The following is a 13,504-nucleotide window of genomic DNA, read 5'->3' as shown; positions in this document are numbered from 1 at the left end:
GATGGGTCAACCTCGGCCCCACTGGCCGCAGGGACGCTGGCCACAACCGGATACGGTCGGTCACATGACTGGTGAGTATCCTGCGCTGGCGCTGCGCGGCCTGGCCAAACGGTTCGACGGCAAGGTCGCCGTGGCCGGGGTGAATCTGGACGTACCGGCCGGTTCGTTCTACGGACTGCTCGGCCCCAACGGCGCGGGAAAGACCACCACCCTGTCGATGGCCGTCGGGCTGCTGCGGCCGGACACCGGCAGCGCCTGGGTGCTCGGGCGCGACGTGTGGGCCGATCCGGTCGAGGCGAAACGGCTGTTCGGTGTGATGCCCGACGGCGTACGGCTGTTCGACCGGCTCAGTGGCGCCGAACTGCTGGCGTACCACGGGCTGCTGCGGGGGATGGACCCGGCGGTGGTCGACCAGCGTGCCACGGAGCTGCTCGACGTGCTCGCCCTGGCCGACGCCGGCCGCACCCTGGTGGTGGACTACTCGGCCGGCATGAAGAAGAAGATCGGCCTGGCCTGCGCCCTGTTGCACGGACCCCGGCTGCTGGTACTGGACGAACCCTTCGAGGCGGTCGACCCGGTCTCGGCGGCGCTGATCCGCGACATCCTCCAGCGGTACGTCACCGGCGGCGGGACGGTGATCTTCTCCAGTCACGTCATGGAGGTCGTGCAGCGCATCTGCTCACACGTGGCAATCCTCGCCGAGGGCACCATCAAGCGGGTAGGCACCCTGGAGGAGGTACGCGGGGATCGCTCGCTGGAGGAGGTCTTCGTCGAGGTGGTCGGCGGGCGTACGGCGACCGGTGAGGAGCTGTCGTGGCTGTCCCGGTGACCGAACCGGCCAGCCGGGCACGCCCGATCAAGGCGCGGCACTTCGTCCGGCTCAAGCTGCGGGTGATGGCCAACAACTTCCGGGGGCAGGCCTGGCGGGCCGTGCTGTTCGTGATCGGCTCCCTGGTCGGGTTCTGGATCGCGGTCGGCGCCTTCTTCGGTCTGGCGACACCCGCGATCGCCGGTGACGACCGGTACGCCCTACTGGTCGCCGCCTTCGCCGGTGGCCTCACGGTGCTCGGCTGGCTGCTGCTGCCCCTGGTCTTCTTCGGTGTCGACGAGACCCTCGACCCGGCCCGGTTCGCGTTGTTGCCGCTACCCAGACGGACCCTGGTCACCGGCTTGTTCACGGCGGCCCTGGTGAGCGTGCCCACCATCGCCGTACTGCTGGCGCTCAGTGCTCTGGTGGTCAACGCCGGGGTGTTCGGTGGCTGGTCCGCCGCCGTGGTGGCCGCCCTGGGAGTGATCCTGGGGATGCTTCTCTGTGTGGCCGCCGCCCGGGCGGTGACGAGCGCCTTCGCCACCATGCTGCGCTCCCGCCGGGTACGCGACCTGGCCGCGGTCCTGCTCGCGGTGGCCGCCGCCCTGCTCGGGCCGTTGCAGCTCGCCGGGTTGGCCGCGCTCCGGGACGCCGACTGGGATCGACTCGCCGGTGTGGCGACCGTGGTCGGCTGGACCCCCTTCGGCGCACCCTGGACGGTCGGCATCGATGTCGCCCAGGGCCGGGTCTGGGCGGCCCCGGTGAAGCTCCTGATCACCGCCGTGACCATCGCCGCACTGCTGGCCTGGTGGTCGCGCTCGTTGGAGTCGGCGATGGTGGGGGCGGCGAGCACCGGCCCGGCCCGAAGCAAGCCGGAGGTCAGTGGCGGCGCGGTGGCAGCACTGTTCCCCCGGATCACCGGCTGGCTGCCCCGGGACCGCTTCGGCGCGCTGGTCGCCCGGGAGGCCCGCTACTGGTGGCGAGATGCCCGGCGACGGGCCAACCTGATCACCATCGCGGTGGTCGGCCTCTTCGTGCCGTTGATGGTCAACGTGGGTGGGCAGGGCTTCAGCATCGACAGCGAGCAGGGCTTCGACTTCGCCACCGACACCTCACCGGTACTGGTCAGCTTCTCCATGCTCTTCGTCGGGCTGCTGGCCGCGATGACCCTGGCCAACCAGTTCGGGTTCGACGGCAGCGCGTACGCGGCCAATGTGATCGCCGGTATCCCCGGCCGCCTGGAGCTACGCGCCCGGATGGCCGCCTTCTCGCTCTACGTACTGCCCATGCTGGCGTTCGTGGCCGTGGTGATGGCGTTGGTCCTGGGCGAGCCGACCTGGATGGGGTTCATGGCCGGCACCCTGTTCGCCACCTTCGGCGCCGGGCTGGCGGTCAACTCGTTCGTCTCCGTGCTCGCCGCGTACTCGCTGCCGGAGACGAGTAACCCGTTCGCGATGAACAGCGGCGCCGGGGTGACCAAGAGTCTGCTGGCTCTGCTGGCCATGGTCGCCACCGCCGCGACCGGCGTACCCACGGTGATCGCCGCCGCCTTGCTCGGCGACGCCTGGCTCTGGCTGGGCCTGCCGCTGGGCATCCTCTACGGCGTCGGCGTGGCCCTGCTCGGCTCCTACCTGGCCGGCGACGCTCTCGACCGCCGCCAGCCCGAACTGCTGTCGGCGGTCACCCCGCGCCGCTGACGGTTCGCAGCCGGTCGCGGGCCGCTGGTCGCGGTCGCAGGGCGCGGGGCTGGGGGCGCGGTCGCAGGGCGCGGGGCGCGGTCGCAGGGCGCAGGGCTCGGGGCGCGGTCGCGGGTCAGGGGGCGGGCTGCTCGGGGATGCGGGACGTACCCGGGCGGTGGCCCCGGGAGCGCAGGGCGGCCCGTACCTCGGCGAGGAAGCCGTCGAAGTCCTCGCGGAGGCGCTTCGCCGTCAGGTGCACGACGATCCAGTCGCTGCCGACCAGCCGGTTGAGCCTGCGGCGATCCGCGTCGAACTGCCCCGGATCGTCATGCCAGCGGCCGTCGTACTCGACCGCCACCCGATACTCCGGCCAGGCAAGATCTACACGGGCGAGGAACCGCCCGTGGGCCGACACCACCCATTGGGTACGCGGTCGCGGCAACCCGGCCAGCACGAGCCGTACCCGGGTGCGGGATTCCTGCGGCGATTCGGCACCGGCATCCGCCAGGTCGACCGCCCGCAGCATCGCCCGCCAGCCACGGCGGCCCACCCGAGCGAGCGCGTACCCCCGCAGGGTCGACACCTCGGTGAGCCCGGTGGCCAGCAGAGCGTCGATGACCACCACCGCCTCCACCAGGTCGAGCCAGCTGGCCACATCCCAGCAGGTGCGCTCGGGGGAGGTGACCGGGGTGCCCGCCCGATCGACTATGTCCCCGTCGTCGACCGGCCCGCGATGCACCCGCAGCCCGGCGGCGGGACCAGCGGACCTGCCCCGTGGGACGAGGACCTCGACGGTGTCGTCGAAGGTGGTGTGGGCGCACCCGTGGAGCACCGCGGCGGATCGACCGGCGATCGCGGCACCCGCCGGGATCAGCCACCTGCCTGCGGCGGTGCACCGGGTGCGGTGGGTGACCGGCAACTGGGCGTCGGCGTACACGTCGCGGAAGAGGGGCCGCCAGGCGGAACTACGAAGATCGTTGCGGGTGAGCAGGCCACGCGAGATCGCGTGTGAACCACGGAAGACGCGCCCCCGCAACTGCGGCGGCCGACGAGGCGATCGGGACATGACCAGACGGTGACAGCTCAACCACCCCCCGCGCTGCCCCTGCGGATAACCCCCAATGTTGCGCTCACGCCCCGGCGAAATCACCGCCACGCCGAGCCCGCGCATGCCCGCATCTGCCGTTCATGCCCGTTCCTGCTCGCTCGTGCTCGCACAGGACCGTAGCCCGCCGCAAGATCACGCTCGATCTAGAATCGAGTGGCTTTCCGCTAAGACGAGACCACTCGATCCCACATCGAGCGTGATCTTGCGAGTGGCAGGCGCCGCGCTGAGTGGGAGGCGCCGCCCGACTCGATGCGGGCGAGAGTGACGCCCTCGCGAGTCAGGAACTGGGGGTCAGCGGGGTGATGCTTCGCGGGCCAGGGTGAGGAATGAGCGCCAGGCGGTCGGGGTGAAGGTCAACGCCGGCCCGGGGCGGTCCTTGCTGTCACGCACCAGCACCTTCCCCGGAAGGTTGTCCGCCACTTCCACGCAGTTGCCACCGGAGTCGGTCGAACGAGTCGACTTACGCCAGCGGGGTTCGGCAGCAGTCATGACGTCACCTTCAGCTTTCGGAGCAGGTCAAGCGAGGCGTTTGTGGACAGTGCTTCGCCGAGCAGGCTATCCCACTTCCGGCCGATCAGACGGATCACCTCCGGGTCGTTCATCACGTGTCCCCGGGCGGCGTTCTCCAGGTAGATCGCCTCCTCACCGTCGGAGAGTTCGACCAGCACGAACCCCCCACCGAGCCCGACGTGCGAGCCGACGCTGAGGGGGACGACATGCAGCCGGACGTACGGCAGTTCGGTGACCTCCAGCAGGCGACCGAGTTGGGCGTCGAGCACCTCGGGCCCACCGACCGGTCGGCGTACCGCGGTCTCGTCGACCAGGAACACACACTGAGGTGGATCAGCCCGGTGCAGCAGATGTTGGCGTTCCATTCGGACGGCCACCAGTTCCTCGACCATCGCGGGCTGATGCAGCCCACCGGCGGAGATGACGGCTCGGGCGTACTCCTCGGTTTGTAGCAGTCCGGGCACCAGGCAGGGTTCGAAGGCGCGCAACCGGGTCGCTTCCTGCTCGTAGCCCCGCCAGGCGGCGAACCAGGAAGGTCCGCGTTCCCGGTCGGCCTCCTTGAGCAGTTCGGCGAGGAGACCGTCGGTGTGCAGGGCCTGGTCGGAAGCGACCGCGAACTCCATGGTCGGTCGACGGCGGCCGGTCTCGATGGCGGCGATCAGCGAAGGGCTCCACTTGATCAGGGCCGCCAACCCTTCCTGGGAGACGCCGGCAGCGGCCCGCGCCGCCTTCAACGCCTTGATCCACATCTCGAAGTTCATGCTCACCCATTCGGTAAGTACGCGAATGCGCTGGGTAGTAACCGCTGGCATCCTCCCCTGAACCGGGCGGGGAGTCCAGGGTGGAAACACGCGGCCCGGCTGGTGGAGGCGACGATCCCGGCGGCCGGTCCTGCGCCGGGCCGCCTCGGTCACTCCCCGACCGGGGCGGCCCTCAAAGCTAAGGAGGCACCAGTGCGGTTCAACCGACTCAGCGGCCACGCCACCTCGCGGACGGGTCGGCACGGCGGCACCATCGCCTCCCGCGCGGGTCGGCACGGCGGCCGCACCGGCTCCCGGGCGGGTCGGCGTGGGGTGCTGGAACGTCGGCGCGGCACGGTCGGGCGGTACGGCTGCTGCTCGGTGGCTACGAGGTGACCCGGCGGGTGTCGCATCTGCCGATGCGTCCGCTCTGGCGCTGTCAGGGGTGTGGGGCCCTCTGGCCCTGCCAGCCGGCCCGGCTGCGGCTGCTGATCGAGTATCGCGAGGACCGCACCTCGCTGCTGGTGTACCTCGGCTCCCTCATGGTGGAGGCCGCCGACCAGCTGGCCCAGCTTGGCGGTCAGGGCCGCCGACCCGAGCTGTACGAGCGGTTCGTGGGCTGGGCACGGGCTCGCGGAGCAACCGAGCGGGTCACAATGTTTCACGTGAATCCAGAGCCGGGTGCCCAGATCCACCACACCGACCCCTTCGCCGTGCCGGCCGGCCAGCGTTCGCCCGTACGCCAGTTGCGGGGTCGACTGCCCGCGCCGGTGACCCTGTGGACTGCGCCCGGACCGGCCGGTCTCACGGTCTCCTCGACGCTGGTGGCCGACGGTGAGCCCGGCCGGTTGCTCGGCCTGATCGACGCGGAGTCGGACCTCTGGGCGGCGGTCGAGGAGGCCGGGCGGTTCGCGGTGGCGCCGCTTCGTCCGACCCACCGGCAGTTGGCCGACCGGTTCGCGGGCCTGTTCCCGTCTCCCGGCGGCCTGTTCGCCCTCGACTCCTGGACCGACACACCGTACGGGCCGGTGCCCGTCGGCGGCGGCTGGGCCGGGTGCCGGCTCGACGATGCCCGGGAGTACGGCTGGAGTCTGCTGGTCGAGGCGACCATCGAACGGGTGGAGCTGGCTGACGACGGCGAGCCGCTGCTGCACCACCGGGGCCGCTACCGCGAGCTGAGTTGAGCTGAGCCAGCCCACCGGGCCCGACCCCGGCGGGGAACTGCTACCGGTCATCGGAGTGACCCCGGTCACTGGGCGCAGCAGTGGAGCCGTTCGGCGCAGTCGTCGACCGGTACGCATATCACCCCTTTTCGAGCGGGGAGTGCGCTTTCTAGCGTGCGCGAAACTCCTGACGCCTGTGAAGGTGGTGATCAAATGTCCACGGACACACCCGCTACCGCGCCGACCGACTCGGATCCGCAGCGGTACCTCGCGGTCCAGCGGTCGGACGAATTCGCCGGGTTACGCCGTGCCCTGCGGGGCTTCGTCTTCCCGATGACGATCGCGTTCTTCCTGTGGTACGCGCTCTACGTGATCCTCTCCGCGTACGCGCGAGACTTCATGGGCACGCGACTGTTCGGCAGCAACATCAACGTGGCGCTGGTCTTCGGCCTGCTCCAGTTCGTCTCCACCTTCCTCATCGCCTGGCTCTACTCCCGGTACGCCGACCGGAAGATCGACCCGGTGGCCGACAAGATCCGCGACGAACTCACCGGGGGTGACTCGTGACGACGACGATCCTCGCGGCCGAGGCGGGCAACACGACCGCTCGCAACCTGACCATCGCGCTGTTCCTGGCCTTCGTGGCCGCCACCCTGGCCATCACGATCTGGGCCAGCCGGCAGACCAAGACCGCTACCGACTTCTACGCCGGCGGCCGGTCCTTCTCCGGCTTCCAGAACGGCATGGCGATCGGCGGCGACTACATGTCCGCCGCGTCCTTCCTGGGCATCGCCGGCATCATCGCCCTGTACGGCTACGACGGCTTCCTCTACTCCATCGGCTTCCTGGTGGCCTGGCTGGTGGCCCTGCTGCTGGTAGCGGAGCTGCTGCGTAACTCGGGCCGGTACACGATGGCCGATGTGCTGGCCTTCCGGATGCGGCAGCGTCCGGTGCGTACGGCGGCGGCGGTTTCCACCATCACCGTGTCGATCTTCTACCTACTGGCCCAGATGGTCGGCGCGGGGGCCCTGGTGGCGCTGCTGCTCGGCATCCGGCCGGGCACCACCTTCCTGGGCATGGACGCGGACACCGCCAAGGTGGCGACCATCATCATGGTCGGCGCCCTCATGATCATTTATGTCACGGTGGGTGGCATGAAGGGCACCACCTACGTGCAGATCGTCAAGGCGTTCCTGCTCATGGGTGGCGCGCTGTTGATGACCCTGCTGGTGCTGGCGAAGTACAAGTTCAACCTCTCCTCGCTGCTCGGTGACGCGGCGGCGAGTTCCGGGCAGGGCACCGCCTTCCTGGAACCCGGTCTGCGGTACGGGGTCGAGGTCGCCGGCAACGCGACACAGACCTTCTACAACAAGGTCGACCTGCTCTCCCTCGGCATCGCGCTGGTGCTCGGCACCGCCGGTCTGCCGCACATCCTGATCCGCTTCTACACCGTCCCGACGGCCAAGGCGGCCCGCAAGAGCGTGCTCTGGGCGATCGGCATCATCGGCTCGTTCTACCTGCTCACCCTGGCCCTGGGTTTCGGGGCGGCGGCGCTGGTCGGTGGCGACGCCATCCGGGAACAGGACCGGGCCGGCAACACAGCCGCACCCCAGTTGGCCGAGGCCCTGGGGATCGACTTCTTCGGCGGCGACCTGGGCGGTGCGGCACTGCTGGCCATCATCGCAGCGGTCGCCTTCGCCACCATCCTGGCCGTGGTCGCGGGTCTGACCCTGGCCTCCTCCTCCAGCCTGGCGCACGACTTCTACGCCAATGTCGTCAAGCGGGGGACGGCCTCGGAACGGCAGGAGGTGCGGGTCGCCCGGATCTCCGCCCTGGTGATCGGCGCGGTCTCCATCGCCCTGTCGATCTACGCGCAGAACCTGAACGTGGCCTTCCTGGTGGCGCTGGCCTTCGCGGTGGCCGCCTCCGGCAACCTGCCGGCGATCCTCTACAGCCTGTTCTGGAAGCGGTTCAACACCTCCGGAGCGGTCTGGGCGATCTACGGCGGCCTGCTCGCGGCCGTGGTGCTGGTGTTCTTCTCGCCGGTGGTCTCCGGTGCCCCCACGGCGATGTTCCCGGACCACGACTGGCAGTGGTTCCCGCTGTCCAACCCGGGCATCCTGTCGATCCCGTTCGGCTTCCTCTGCGGCTGGATCGGCACGGTGATCTCCAAGGAGAGCGACGAGGAGAAGTACGCCGAACTGGAGGTGCGCTCCCTCACCGGTGCCGGAGCACACTGACCTGGACCGGTTGAAAAGGGGCCCCCTGTACCACGCGAGGCGTTAACAGGGGGCCCCTCCTTTAGGCTCTCGGTATGAAGGTTGAGCAGCGTTTCGGTCCCGGTCACCGGGTCCTGGTCACCGGCGGCGCCGGCTTCGTGCCCTCGCATCTGGTGGACGCATTGATCGCTCGGGGCTGCACGGTGGTCGCGGTGGACAACTTCGTCACCGGTTCCAAGGACAACGTGGCCCAACTGCTCGACACGCCGACCTTCACCCTGGTCGAGGCGGACGTCTCCGACGGGCTGCCGGATCATCCCGCGCTGGCGGAGCGGTTCGACGCGATCCTGCACATGGCCTCACCGGCCAGCCCGACCGACTTCGAGAAGCTGCCGGTGGAGATCCTGCGGGTGGGCTCGGTGGCCACCCTGCACCTGCTGGACCGCGCGGTGGCCGACGGCGCCCGGTTCCTGCTGGCCTCCACCTCCGAGGCGTACGGCGACCCCAAGGAGCACCCGCAGCGGGAGACCTACTGGGGCAACGTCAACCCGATCGGCATCCGCAGCGTGTACGACGAGGCCAAGCGCTTCTCCGAGGCCGCCACGATGGCGTACCGGCGCAGCCGAGGGCTGGACACCGCGATCGTACGCATCTTCAACACCTACGGTCCCCGGATGCGGCCGGACGACGGGCGGGCCATCCCGACCTTCATCTCGCAGGCGCTGCGGAATGAGCCGATCACCGTGCACGGCACCGGCGACCAGACCCGCTCGATCTGTTACGTGGCGGATCTGGTCCGGGGCATCCTGCTGTTGCTCGACTCGACCGAGAGCGGGCCGGTGAACTGCGGCACCGAGGACGAGATGAGCATGCGGGAGCTGGCCGAGACGATCGTGTCGCTCTGCGAGAGCAGGTCCGAGGTGACCTACGTCACGCGCAGCGCGGACGACCCGGAGATGCGCAGACCCGATCTCACCCTCGCCCGGGAGCTGCTCGGTTACGAGCCGACGGTCACCCCCGAGGTGGGCCTGCGCCGCACGATCGACCACTTCCGGCAGCAGCTGGGCTAGCCGCTCCGGCCCCGACGTGAGGGCTCGACGCAGGGCGGCAGTGGCTACGGCTGCGTACCCTGAGTTACATGTCAGCGACCAACTCCGCCGCCCTCCGGCTCCCGCACCTGCACCGCAGCGCCGGGCGCGCGGCGGTGCCCGGCCCTGGTCGCGGTGGGCGTGCCGCCCGGGTGGCCGACACCACCAGGTGGCGCCCCGGCTACGACGAGGAGCCGGTCGTACCGGGCGGTCCGGGGGGCCCGGGGGGCCCGGGTGGACCCGGCGGGCCGAACGGACCGGGCGGACCGGGGGGTGGTCGGCCCCGCGGGCGCCGGCCGCACTGGCGACGCATCGCCCTGGTGGCCGGCATCGCGGTGCTGGCCCTGGCCCTGATCGGTGGCACCGGGGCCTGGTTCTACGCCCGCAGCCTGGACAACAACATGGCCCGGACCGACCCCTTCTCGGAGCTCACCGGCGATCGGCCGGCGAAGGCCGTGGACGGTGCGCTGAACATCCTGATGGTGGGCACGGACTCGCGGGACCCGGACGCCCCGATGGACCAGGCCGGTGAGTGGCGGGCCGACACCATCATCGTCATGCACATCCCCTCCGACCATCAGAAGGCATACCTGGTCTCCATCCCCCGGGACCTGTACGTGCCGATTCCGGAGAGCGCCGGGGCGGACTGCGGCACCGGCCAGCGCCGCAAGATCAATGCCGCCTTCGCCTTCGGCGGGTTGCCGTTGGCGGTACGCACGGTCGAGTGCTTCACCGACGTGCACATCGATCACGTCATGGCGATCGACTTCGGTGGCTTCAAGCAGGTCACCGACGCCCTGGGCGGAGTGGATCTGGAGGTGGAGCAGACGATCACCTCGATCCACAAGCCGTACCGGAAGTTCACCAAGGGCACCAACCACATGAACGGCACCGAGGCCCTGGACTGGATCCGTCAGCGCAAGCAGTTCCCGGACGGCGACTTCGCCCGGATGCGCCACCAGCAGGAGTTCCTGCGCGCCCTGATGGACAAGGCGGCGAGTACGGGCACCCTGACCAACCCGAAGAAGCTCAACGCCTTCCTCCGGTCGGTGACCGACGCGGTGACGGTCGACAACGGCTTCTCCCTGACCGACATGGCCATTCAGTTCCGTAACCTGCGGGGGGAGAACCTCACCTTCGTCACCAGCCCGCATCTGGGCAGCCAGAACATCGACGGTGAGTCCGTGGTGGTCTCCGACCGGGAGAAGGCCCTGACCATGTACCGTGCGATGTCCGCCGACACGATGACCGACTGGATGCGGGCCAACAAACCCTCCGCCACGAACTGACGGTGATCGCGCACCTCCGGTGAGCCAATCGGCGATCGTACATTTGATTCTGCCCATTCGGTCATTTCGGCAGGATGACGCGGCGGAGAACGAGAACTGGCCGTCGGAAGGACTCGCTTCGGTGGGTATGCGTACGTAAAGTGTCTCCGCCCCCTTTTGCTACAGACGAGCTGGAGCGCGCATGCCGGTTCACAGCCCCGCCTTGCTCGAACCACCTCATACGGCTGCCACCCCACCGCCGACCTCCAGGGGCAAGAAGCGATCCGGTAAGGCCGGGAAGGGGCGTCCGCGGCGCAAGGATCCCCTCTGGGCCCGACTGACCGTGGTGCTCGGCGCCGCGCTGATGATGACCAGCGGTGTCGCCATCGTCGGCAGCAAGGCGGTGATCAGCCAGGCCACCGGCAACATCACCCAGCGCAATCTGATCGGCGACGCGGGGAAGACCCTGGCGGAGGGCGGGTCCGACCTCAAGGGCCCGATCGACCTGCTCCTGCTCGGCGTGGACGCCCGGGAGCGCTGGGCCGCCGACAACGTGCGGGCGGACAGCATCATCGTGCTGCACATCCCGGCGACCCATGACCAGGCGTACCTGATCTCGATCCCCCGGGACACCGAGGCGCAGATCCCCGCCTTTCCCAAGACCAACTACCCGGGTGGAGTCGGCAAGATCAACGGGGCATTCCGCGCCGGTGCCAGCAACGGCGGCGGCTGGGAGGGTGGCGCCCAGTTGATGGCCCAGACGATCAAGAACATGACCGGCGTCAGTTTCGACGGGGCGGCGATCATCAACTTCGGCGGCTTCAAGAACATCATCGACGCCCTGGGCTCGGTGCGGATCTGCCCCAAGCAGGACATCGAGTCGATCCACATGTCGTACGTCGACGGCAAGCCGATGTGGAACGCGGACGCCAAGAAGACCGGTAAGCCGCGTACTCCGGTGGTGCACAAGAAGGGCTGCCAGGAGATGGAGGGCTGGGCCGCGCTGGACTTCTCCCGGCAGCGCTACGGCCTGGCCAACAGCGACTACGACCGCCAGCAGAACCAGCAGCAACTGATCAAGGCGATGGCCAAGAAGGCCAGCCAGAACGGCACCCTGACCAACCCGATCAAGCTGAACGAGCTGATCAAGGCGGCGGGCAAGGCCTTCATCCTCGACACCGGCGGTGTCTCCGTGGAGGACTTCGTCTTCACCATGCGGGGCGTCACCGGCAACGAGCTGATCATGCTGAAGACCAACGGCGGCACCTACAACGCCACGGGCAGCGGCAACGAGACCCTGGACGAGCAGACCCTGGACATGTTCCGGGCCATCCGGCAGGACAAGCTGGCCGAGTTCGTGTTCTACAACCCCGAGGTGATCTCCAACCGGAAGTGACGGCGGGCAGCGGATGCCCGGAAACCCCGGTCACCCTGCGTGATTCTCTCCTAGCCTGACATGAGAAGGGTTCATGTCGGGCTCAGGGAGGGGCGTCACGGCCAGGCGGACGGGCGACGGCGGGACGCGGTCGCCGGGGCAGGGTTCCCGGCACCCGCGATGGGCCCGCGTACTGCTCGGTGTCGGGCTGGTGGTGGTGCTGTTGGCGGCGGTCGCCGTGGTCGGCCTCCGGGTGCTCACCGACCGGTACACCCGCACCATCGCCCACGAGCAGTTGCTGGACCCCTCCGCCCGCACCGCCCGCACCGACCTGGACGGGCCCCTGAACTACCTGCTGGTGGGATCGGACCGGCGTCCCGGCGACACCGGTCCGGAGCAACGCACGGACACCATCTTGATGGTGCACATCCCCACCGGGCTACGTGAGGGTTACCTCGTCTCCGTACCGCGCGATCTGCTGGTCACCATCCCGCCCGGCACCGGCTGGCCGGGCGGCGAAGACAAGATCAACAGCGCTTACGAGTACGGCGGAGGCGGGACCTCCGGGGCCCGACTGCTCTCCACCACCCTGACCCGGCTCACCGGCATCCGCTTCGACGGTGCCGCCGTGGTCGACTTCGCCGGGCTGCGCCGCGTCATCGACCTGCTCGACGGGGTGGAGATGTGCGTACGCAACGAGGTGCGCTCGATCCACACCGACCGGGTCTTCCCGCCCGGCTGCCAGCGGATGGACGGCGCCCAGGCCCTCGACTACGTACGCCAGCGCTACGACCTGCCCGGTGGCGACTACGACCGGCAGACCCACCAGCAGCAACTCCTGGGGGCGATGCTGGAACGTGCCGGGCAGACCCGGATCCGCAGCAATCCCCTCCAGGTGCATCAGCTCATCCAGGCGGTCGGCGAGTCGTTGACGGTGGACACCAACGGGGTTCCGGTGGAGGACCTGCTGCTGGCGCTGCGCGGGCTGTCCACCGACGGGCTGCGCGGGGTACAGGTGCCCTCGTACCCGCAGACCATCGATCAGGTCTCCTACGTCGTGCTCGACAACGGGGGCGAAGGGCTGTTCGAGGCGGTACGCGGCACCCGGATGCCGCAGTGGGCCGGAGCGCATCCGCGCTGGGTCACCACCCTCTGAGGACCGTTCGGCGGCGTCCGGCCCGCCGGGGATCTACCCTTGGTACCCGTGTTCGGATCCCAGATACCCACAGTGACCGTTTCCGAGATCACCGACGACACCTACCTGCTCGACGTGCGCGAGGACGACGAGTGGGCCGCCGGCCACGCGCCGCAGGCGCATCACCTGCCGATGATGGAGTTGCCGGCCCGCATCGCCGAGGTGCCGAACGACCGCGAGGTGGCGGTCATCTGCCGCTCCGGCGGACGTTCCGCCCAGGTGGTGACCTACCTGATGCGCAACGGATGGGACCAGGTGCGCAACGTGGCCGGTGGCATGGGCGGCTGGGCCGACGCCGGGCGGCCGGTGGTGGCCGGCGACGGACAGCCGGGCCGGGTCCTGTAGGCGGAC

The 13,504-nt window shown here is 69.5% G+C and carries 14 protein-coding genes; 11 read left to right on the top strand and 3 right to left on the bottom strand.

What is annotated here, in order from left to right:
• Positions 1-64 precede the first annotated feature (64 nt).
• Together ACLQ2T_RS21265 and ACLQ2T_RS21260 are read left to right on the top strand one after the other, a co-directional pair.
• A complete protein-coding gene (locus ACLQ2T_RS21265) occupies positions 65-829 on the top strand; it encodes an ABC transporter ATP-binding protein (protein WP_425768091.1) in 765 nt (254 codons plus the stop codon).
• Positions 814-2,505 carry an ABC transporter permease gene (locus ACLQ2T_RS21260; protein WP_425768090.1) on the top strand — a complete coding sequence of 564 codons (1,692 nt, stop codon included), beginning with the start codon at positions 814-816 and terminating at the stop codon, positions 2,503-2,505. Before ACLQ2T_RS21265 ends, ACLQ2T_RS21260 begins: the two co-directional genes overlap by 16 nt.
• A gap of 115 nt (positions 2,506-2,620) precedes the next feature.
• On the opposite strand, the gene ACLQ2T_RS21255 is transcribed toward ACLQ2T_RS21260, so the two are convergent.
• The 3 genes from ACLQ2T_RS21255 to ACLQ2T_RS21245 all read right to left on the bottom strand — a co-directional run bounded on the left by ACLQ2T_RS21255 (position 2,621) and on the right by ACLQ2T_RS21245 (position 4,866).
• Positions 2,621-3,553 carry an endonuclease domain-containing protein gene (locus ACLQ2T_RS21255; protein ID WP_425768089.1) on the bottom strand — a complete coding sequence of 311 codons (933 nt, stop codon included), beginning with the start codon at positions 3,551-3,553 and terminating at the stop codon, positions 2,621-2,623.
• A gap of 333 nt (positions 3,554-3,886) precedes the next feature.
• Complete coding sequence (locus ACLQ2T_RS21250) at positions 3,887-4,084, bottom strand: DUF397 domain-containing protein (RefSeq protein WP_425768088.1); 198 nt, start codon at positions 4,082-4,084, stop codon at positions 3,887-3,889.
• Positions 4,081-4,866 (bottom strand): helix-turn-helix domain-containing protein, encoded by a 786-nt coding sequence (locus ACLQ2T_RS21245; RefSeq protein ID WP_425768087.1) that lies wholly within the window; start codon positions 4,864-4,866, stop codon positions 4,081-4,083. Before ACLQ2T_RS21245 ends, ACLQ2T_RS21250 begins: the two co-directional genes overlap by 4 nt.
• 192 nt (positions 4,867-5,058) lie before the next feature.
• Here ACLQ2T_RS21245 and ACLQ2T_RS21240 point away from each other — a divergent pair, with 192 nt between their 5' ends.
• From ACLQ2T_RS21240 to ACLQ2T_RS21200, 9 genes are all read left to right on the top strand, one after another.
• Positions 5,059-5,241 carry a hypothetical protein gene (locus ACLQ2T_RS21240; protein ID WP_425768086.1) on the top strand — a complete coding sequence of 61 codons (183 nt, stop codon included), beginning with the start codon at positions 5,059-5,061 and terminating at the stop codon, positions 5,239-5,241.
• A 95-nt stretch (positions 5,242-5,336) separates the two neighbouring features.
• On the top strand, positions 5,337-6,029 hold the full coding sequence (locus ACLQ2T_RS21235; protein WP_425768125.1) for a flavin reductase family protein: 693 nt from the start codon (positions 5,337-5,339) through the stop codon (positions 6,027-6,029).
• Positions 6,030-6,221: 192 nt separating this feature from the next.
• Positions 6,222-6,575, top strand: coding sequence for a DUF485 domain-containing protein (locus ACLQ2T_RS21230; protein ID WP_425768085.1), 354 nt, complete (start codon positions 6,222-6,224; stop codon positions 6,573-6,575).
• Positions 6,572-8,248 (top strand): solute symporter family protein, encoded by a 1,677-nt coding sequence (locus tag ACLQ2T_RS21225; RefSeq protein WP_425768084.1) that lies wholly within the window; start codon positions 6,572-6,574, stop codon positions 8,246-8,248. The genes ACLQ2T_RS21230 and ACLQ2T_RS21225 overlap by 4 nt, the downstream gene beginning before the upstream one ends.
• A 74-nt stretch (positions 8,249-8,322) precedes the next feature.
• Positions 8,323-9,297: an NAD-dependent epimerase/dehydratase family protein gene (locus ACLQ2T_RS21220; RefSeq protein WP_425768083.1), complete on the top strand. Its 975-nt coding sequence runs from the start codon at positions 8,323-8,325 to the stop codon at positions 9,295-9,297.
• A 68-nt stretch (positions 9,298-9,365) separates the two neighbouring features.
• Positions 9,366-10,604: an LCP family protein gene (locus tag ACLQ2T_RS21215; protein WP_425768082.1), complete on the top strand. Its 1,239-nt coding sequence runs from the start codon at positions 9,366-9,368 to the stop codon at positions 10,602-10,604.
• Positions 10,605-10,785: 181 nt separating this feature from the next.
• A complete protein-coding gene (locus tag ACLQ2T_RS21210; RefSeq protein ID WP_425768081.1) occupies positions 10,786-11,979 on the top strand; it encodes an LCP family protein in 1,194 nt (397 codons plus the stop codon).
• 196 nt (positions 11,980-12,175) lie between these two features.
• A complete protein-coding gene (locus ACLQ2T_RS21205; RefSeq protein WP_425768124.1) occupies positions 12,176-13,114 on the top strand; it encodes an LCP family protein in 939 nt (312 codons plus the stop codon).
• Between the two features lie 48 nt (positions 13,115-13,162).
• Positions 13,163-13,498 carry a rhodanese-like domain-containing protein gene (locus ACLQ2T_RS21200; protein ID WP_425768080.1) on the top strand — a complete coding sequence of 112 codons (336 nt, stop codon included), beginning with the start codon at positions 13,163-13,165 and terminating at the stop codon, positions 13,496-13,498.
• Positions 13,499-13,504 lie beyond the last annotated feature (6 nt).

The sequence above is a fragment of the Micromonospora sp. DT229 genome (assembly GCF_049844505.1).
Lineage (GTDB): Bacteria > Actinomycetota > Actinomycetes > Mycobacteriales > Micromonosporaceae > Micromonospora.
The sequence above is the reverse complement of the archived record's forward strand: the minus strand, read 5'-3'. Positions and strand labels throughout refer to the sequence as shown.

Excerpts from the sequence above, each read along its gene's own strand:
- ACLQ2T_RS21265 (WP_425768091.1), top strand. The coding sequence starts at position 65 with ATGACTGGTGAGTATCCTGCGCTGGCGCTGCGCGGCCTGGCCAAACGG.
- ACLQ2T_RS21255 (WP_425768089.1), bottom strand. The coding sequence starts at position 3,553 with ATGTCCCGATCGCCTCGTCGGCCGCCGCAGTTGCGGGGGCGCGTCTTC.
- ACLQ2T_RS21250 (WP_425768088.1), bottom strand. The coding sequence starts at position 4,084 with ATGACTGCTGCCGAACCCCGCTGGCGTAAGTCGACTCGTTCGACCGAC.
- ACLQ2T_RS21245 (WP_425768087.1), bottom strand. The coding sequence starts at position 4,866 with ATGAACTTCGAGATGTGGATCAAGGCGTTGAAGGCGGCGCGGGCCGCT.
- ACLQ2T_RS21230 (WP_425768085.1), top strand. The coding sequence starts at position 6,222 with ATGTCCACGGACACACCCGCTACCGCGCCGACCGACTCGGATCCGCAG.
- ACLQ2T_RS21220 (WP_425768083.1), top strand. The coding sequence starts at position 8,323 with ATGAAGGTTGAGCAGCGTTTCGGTCCCGGTCACCGGGTCCTGGTCACC.
- ACLQ2T_RS21215 (WP_425768082.1), top strand. The coding sequence starts at position 9,366 with ATGTCAGCGACCAACTCCGCCGCCCTCCGGCTCCCGCACCTGCACCGC.
- ACLQ2T_RS21210 (WP_425768081.1), top strand. The coding sequence starts at position 10,786 with ATGCCGGTTCACAGCCCCGCCTTGCTCGAACCACCTCATACGGCTGCC.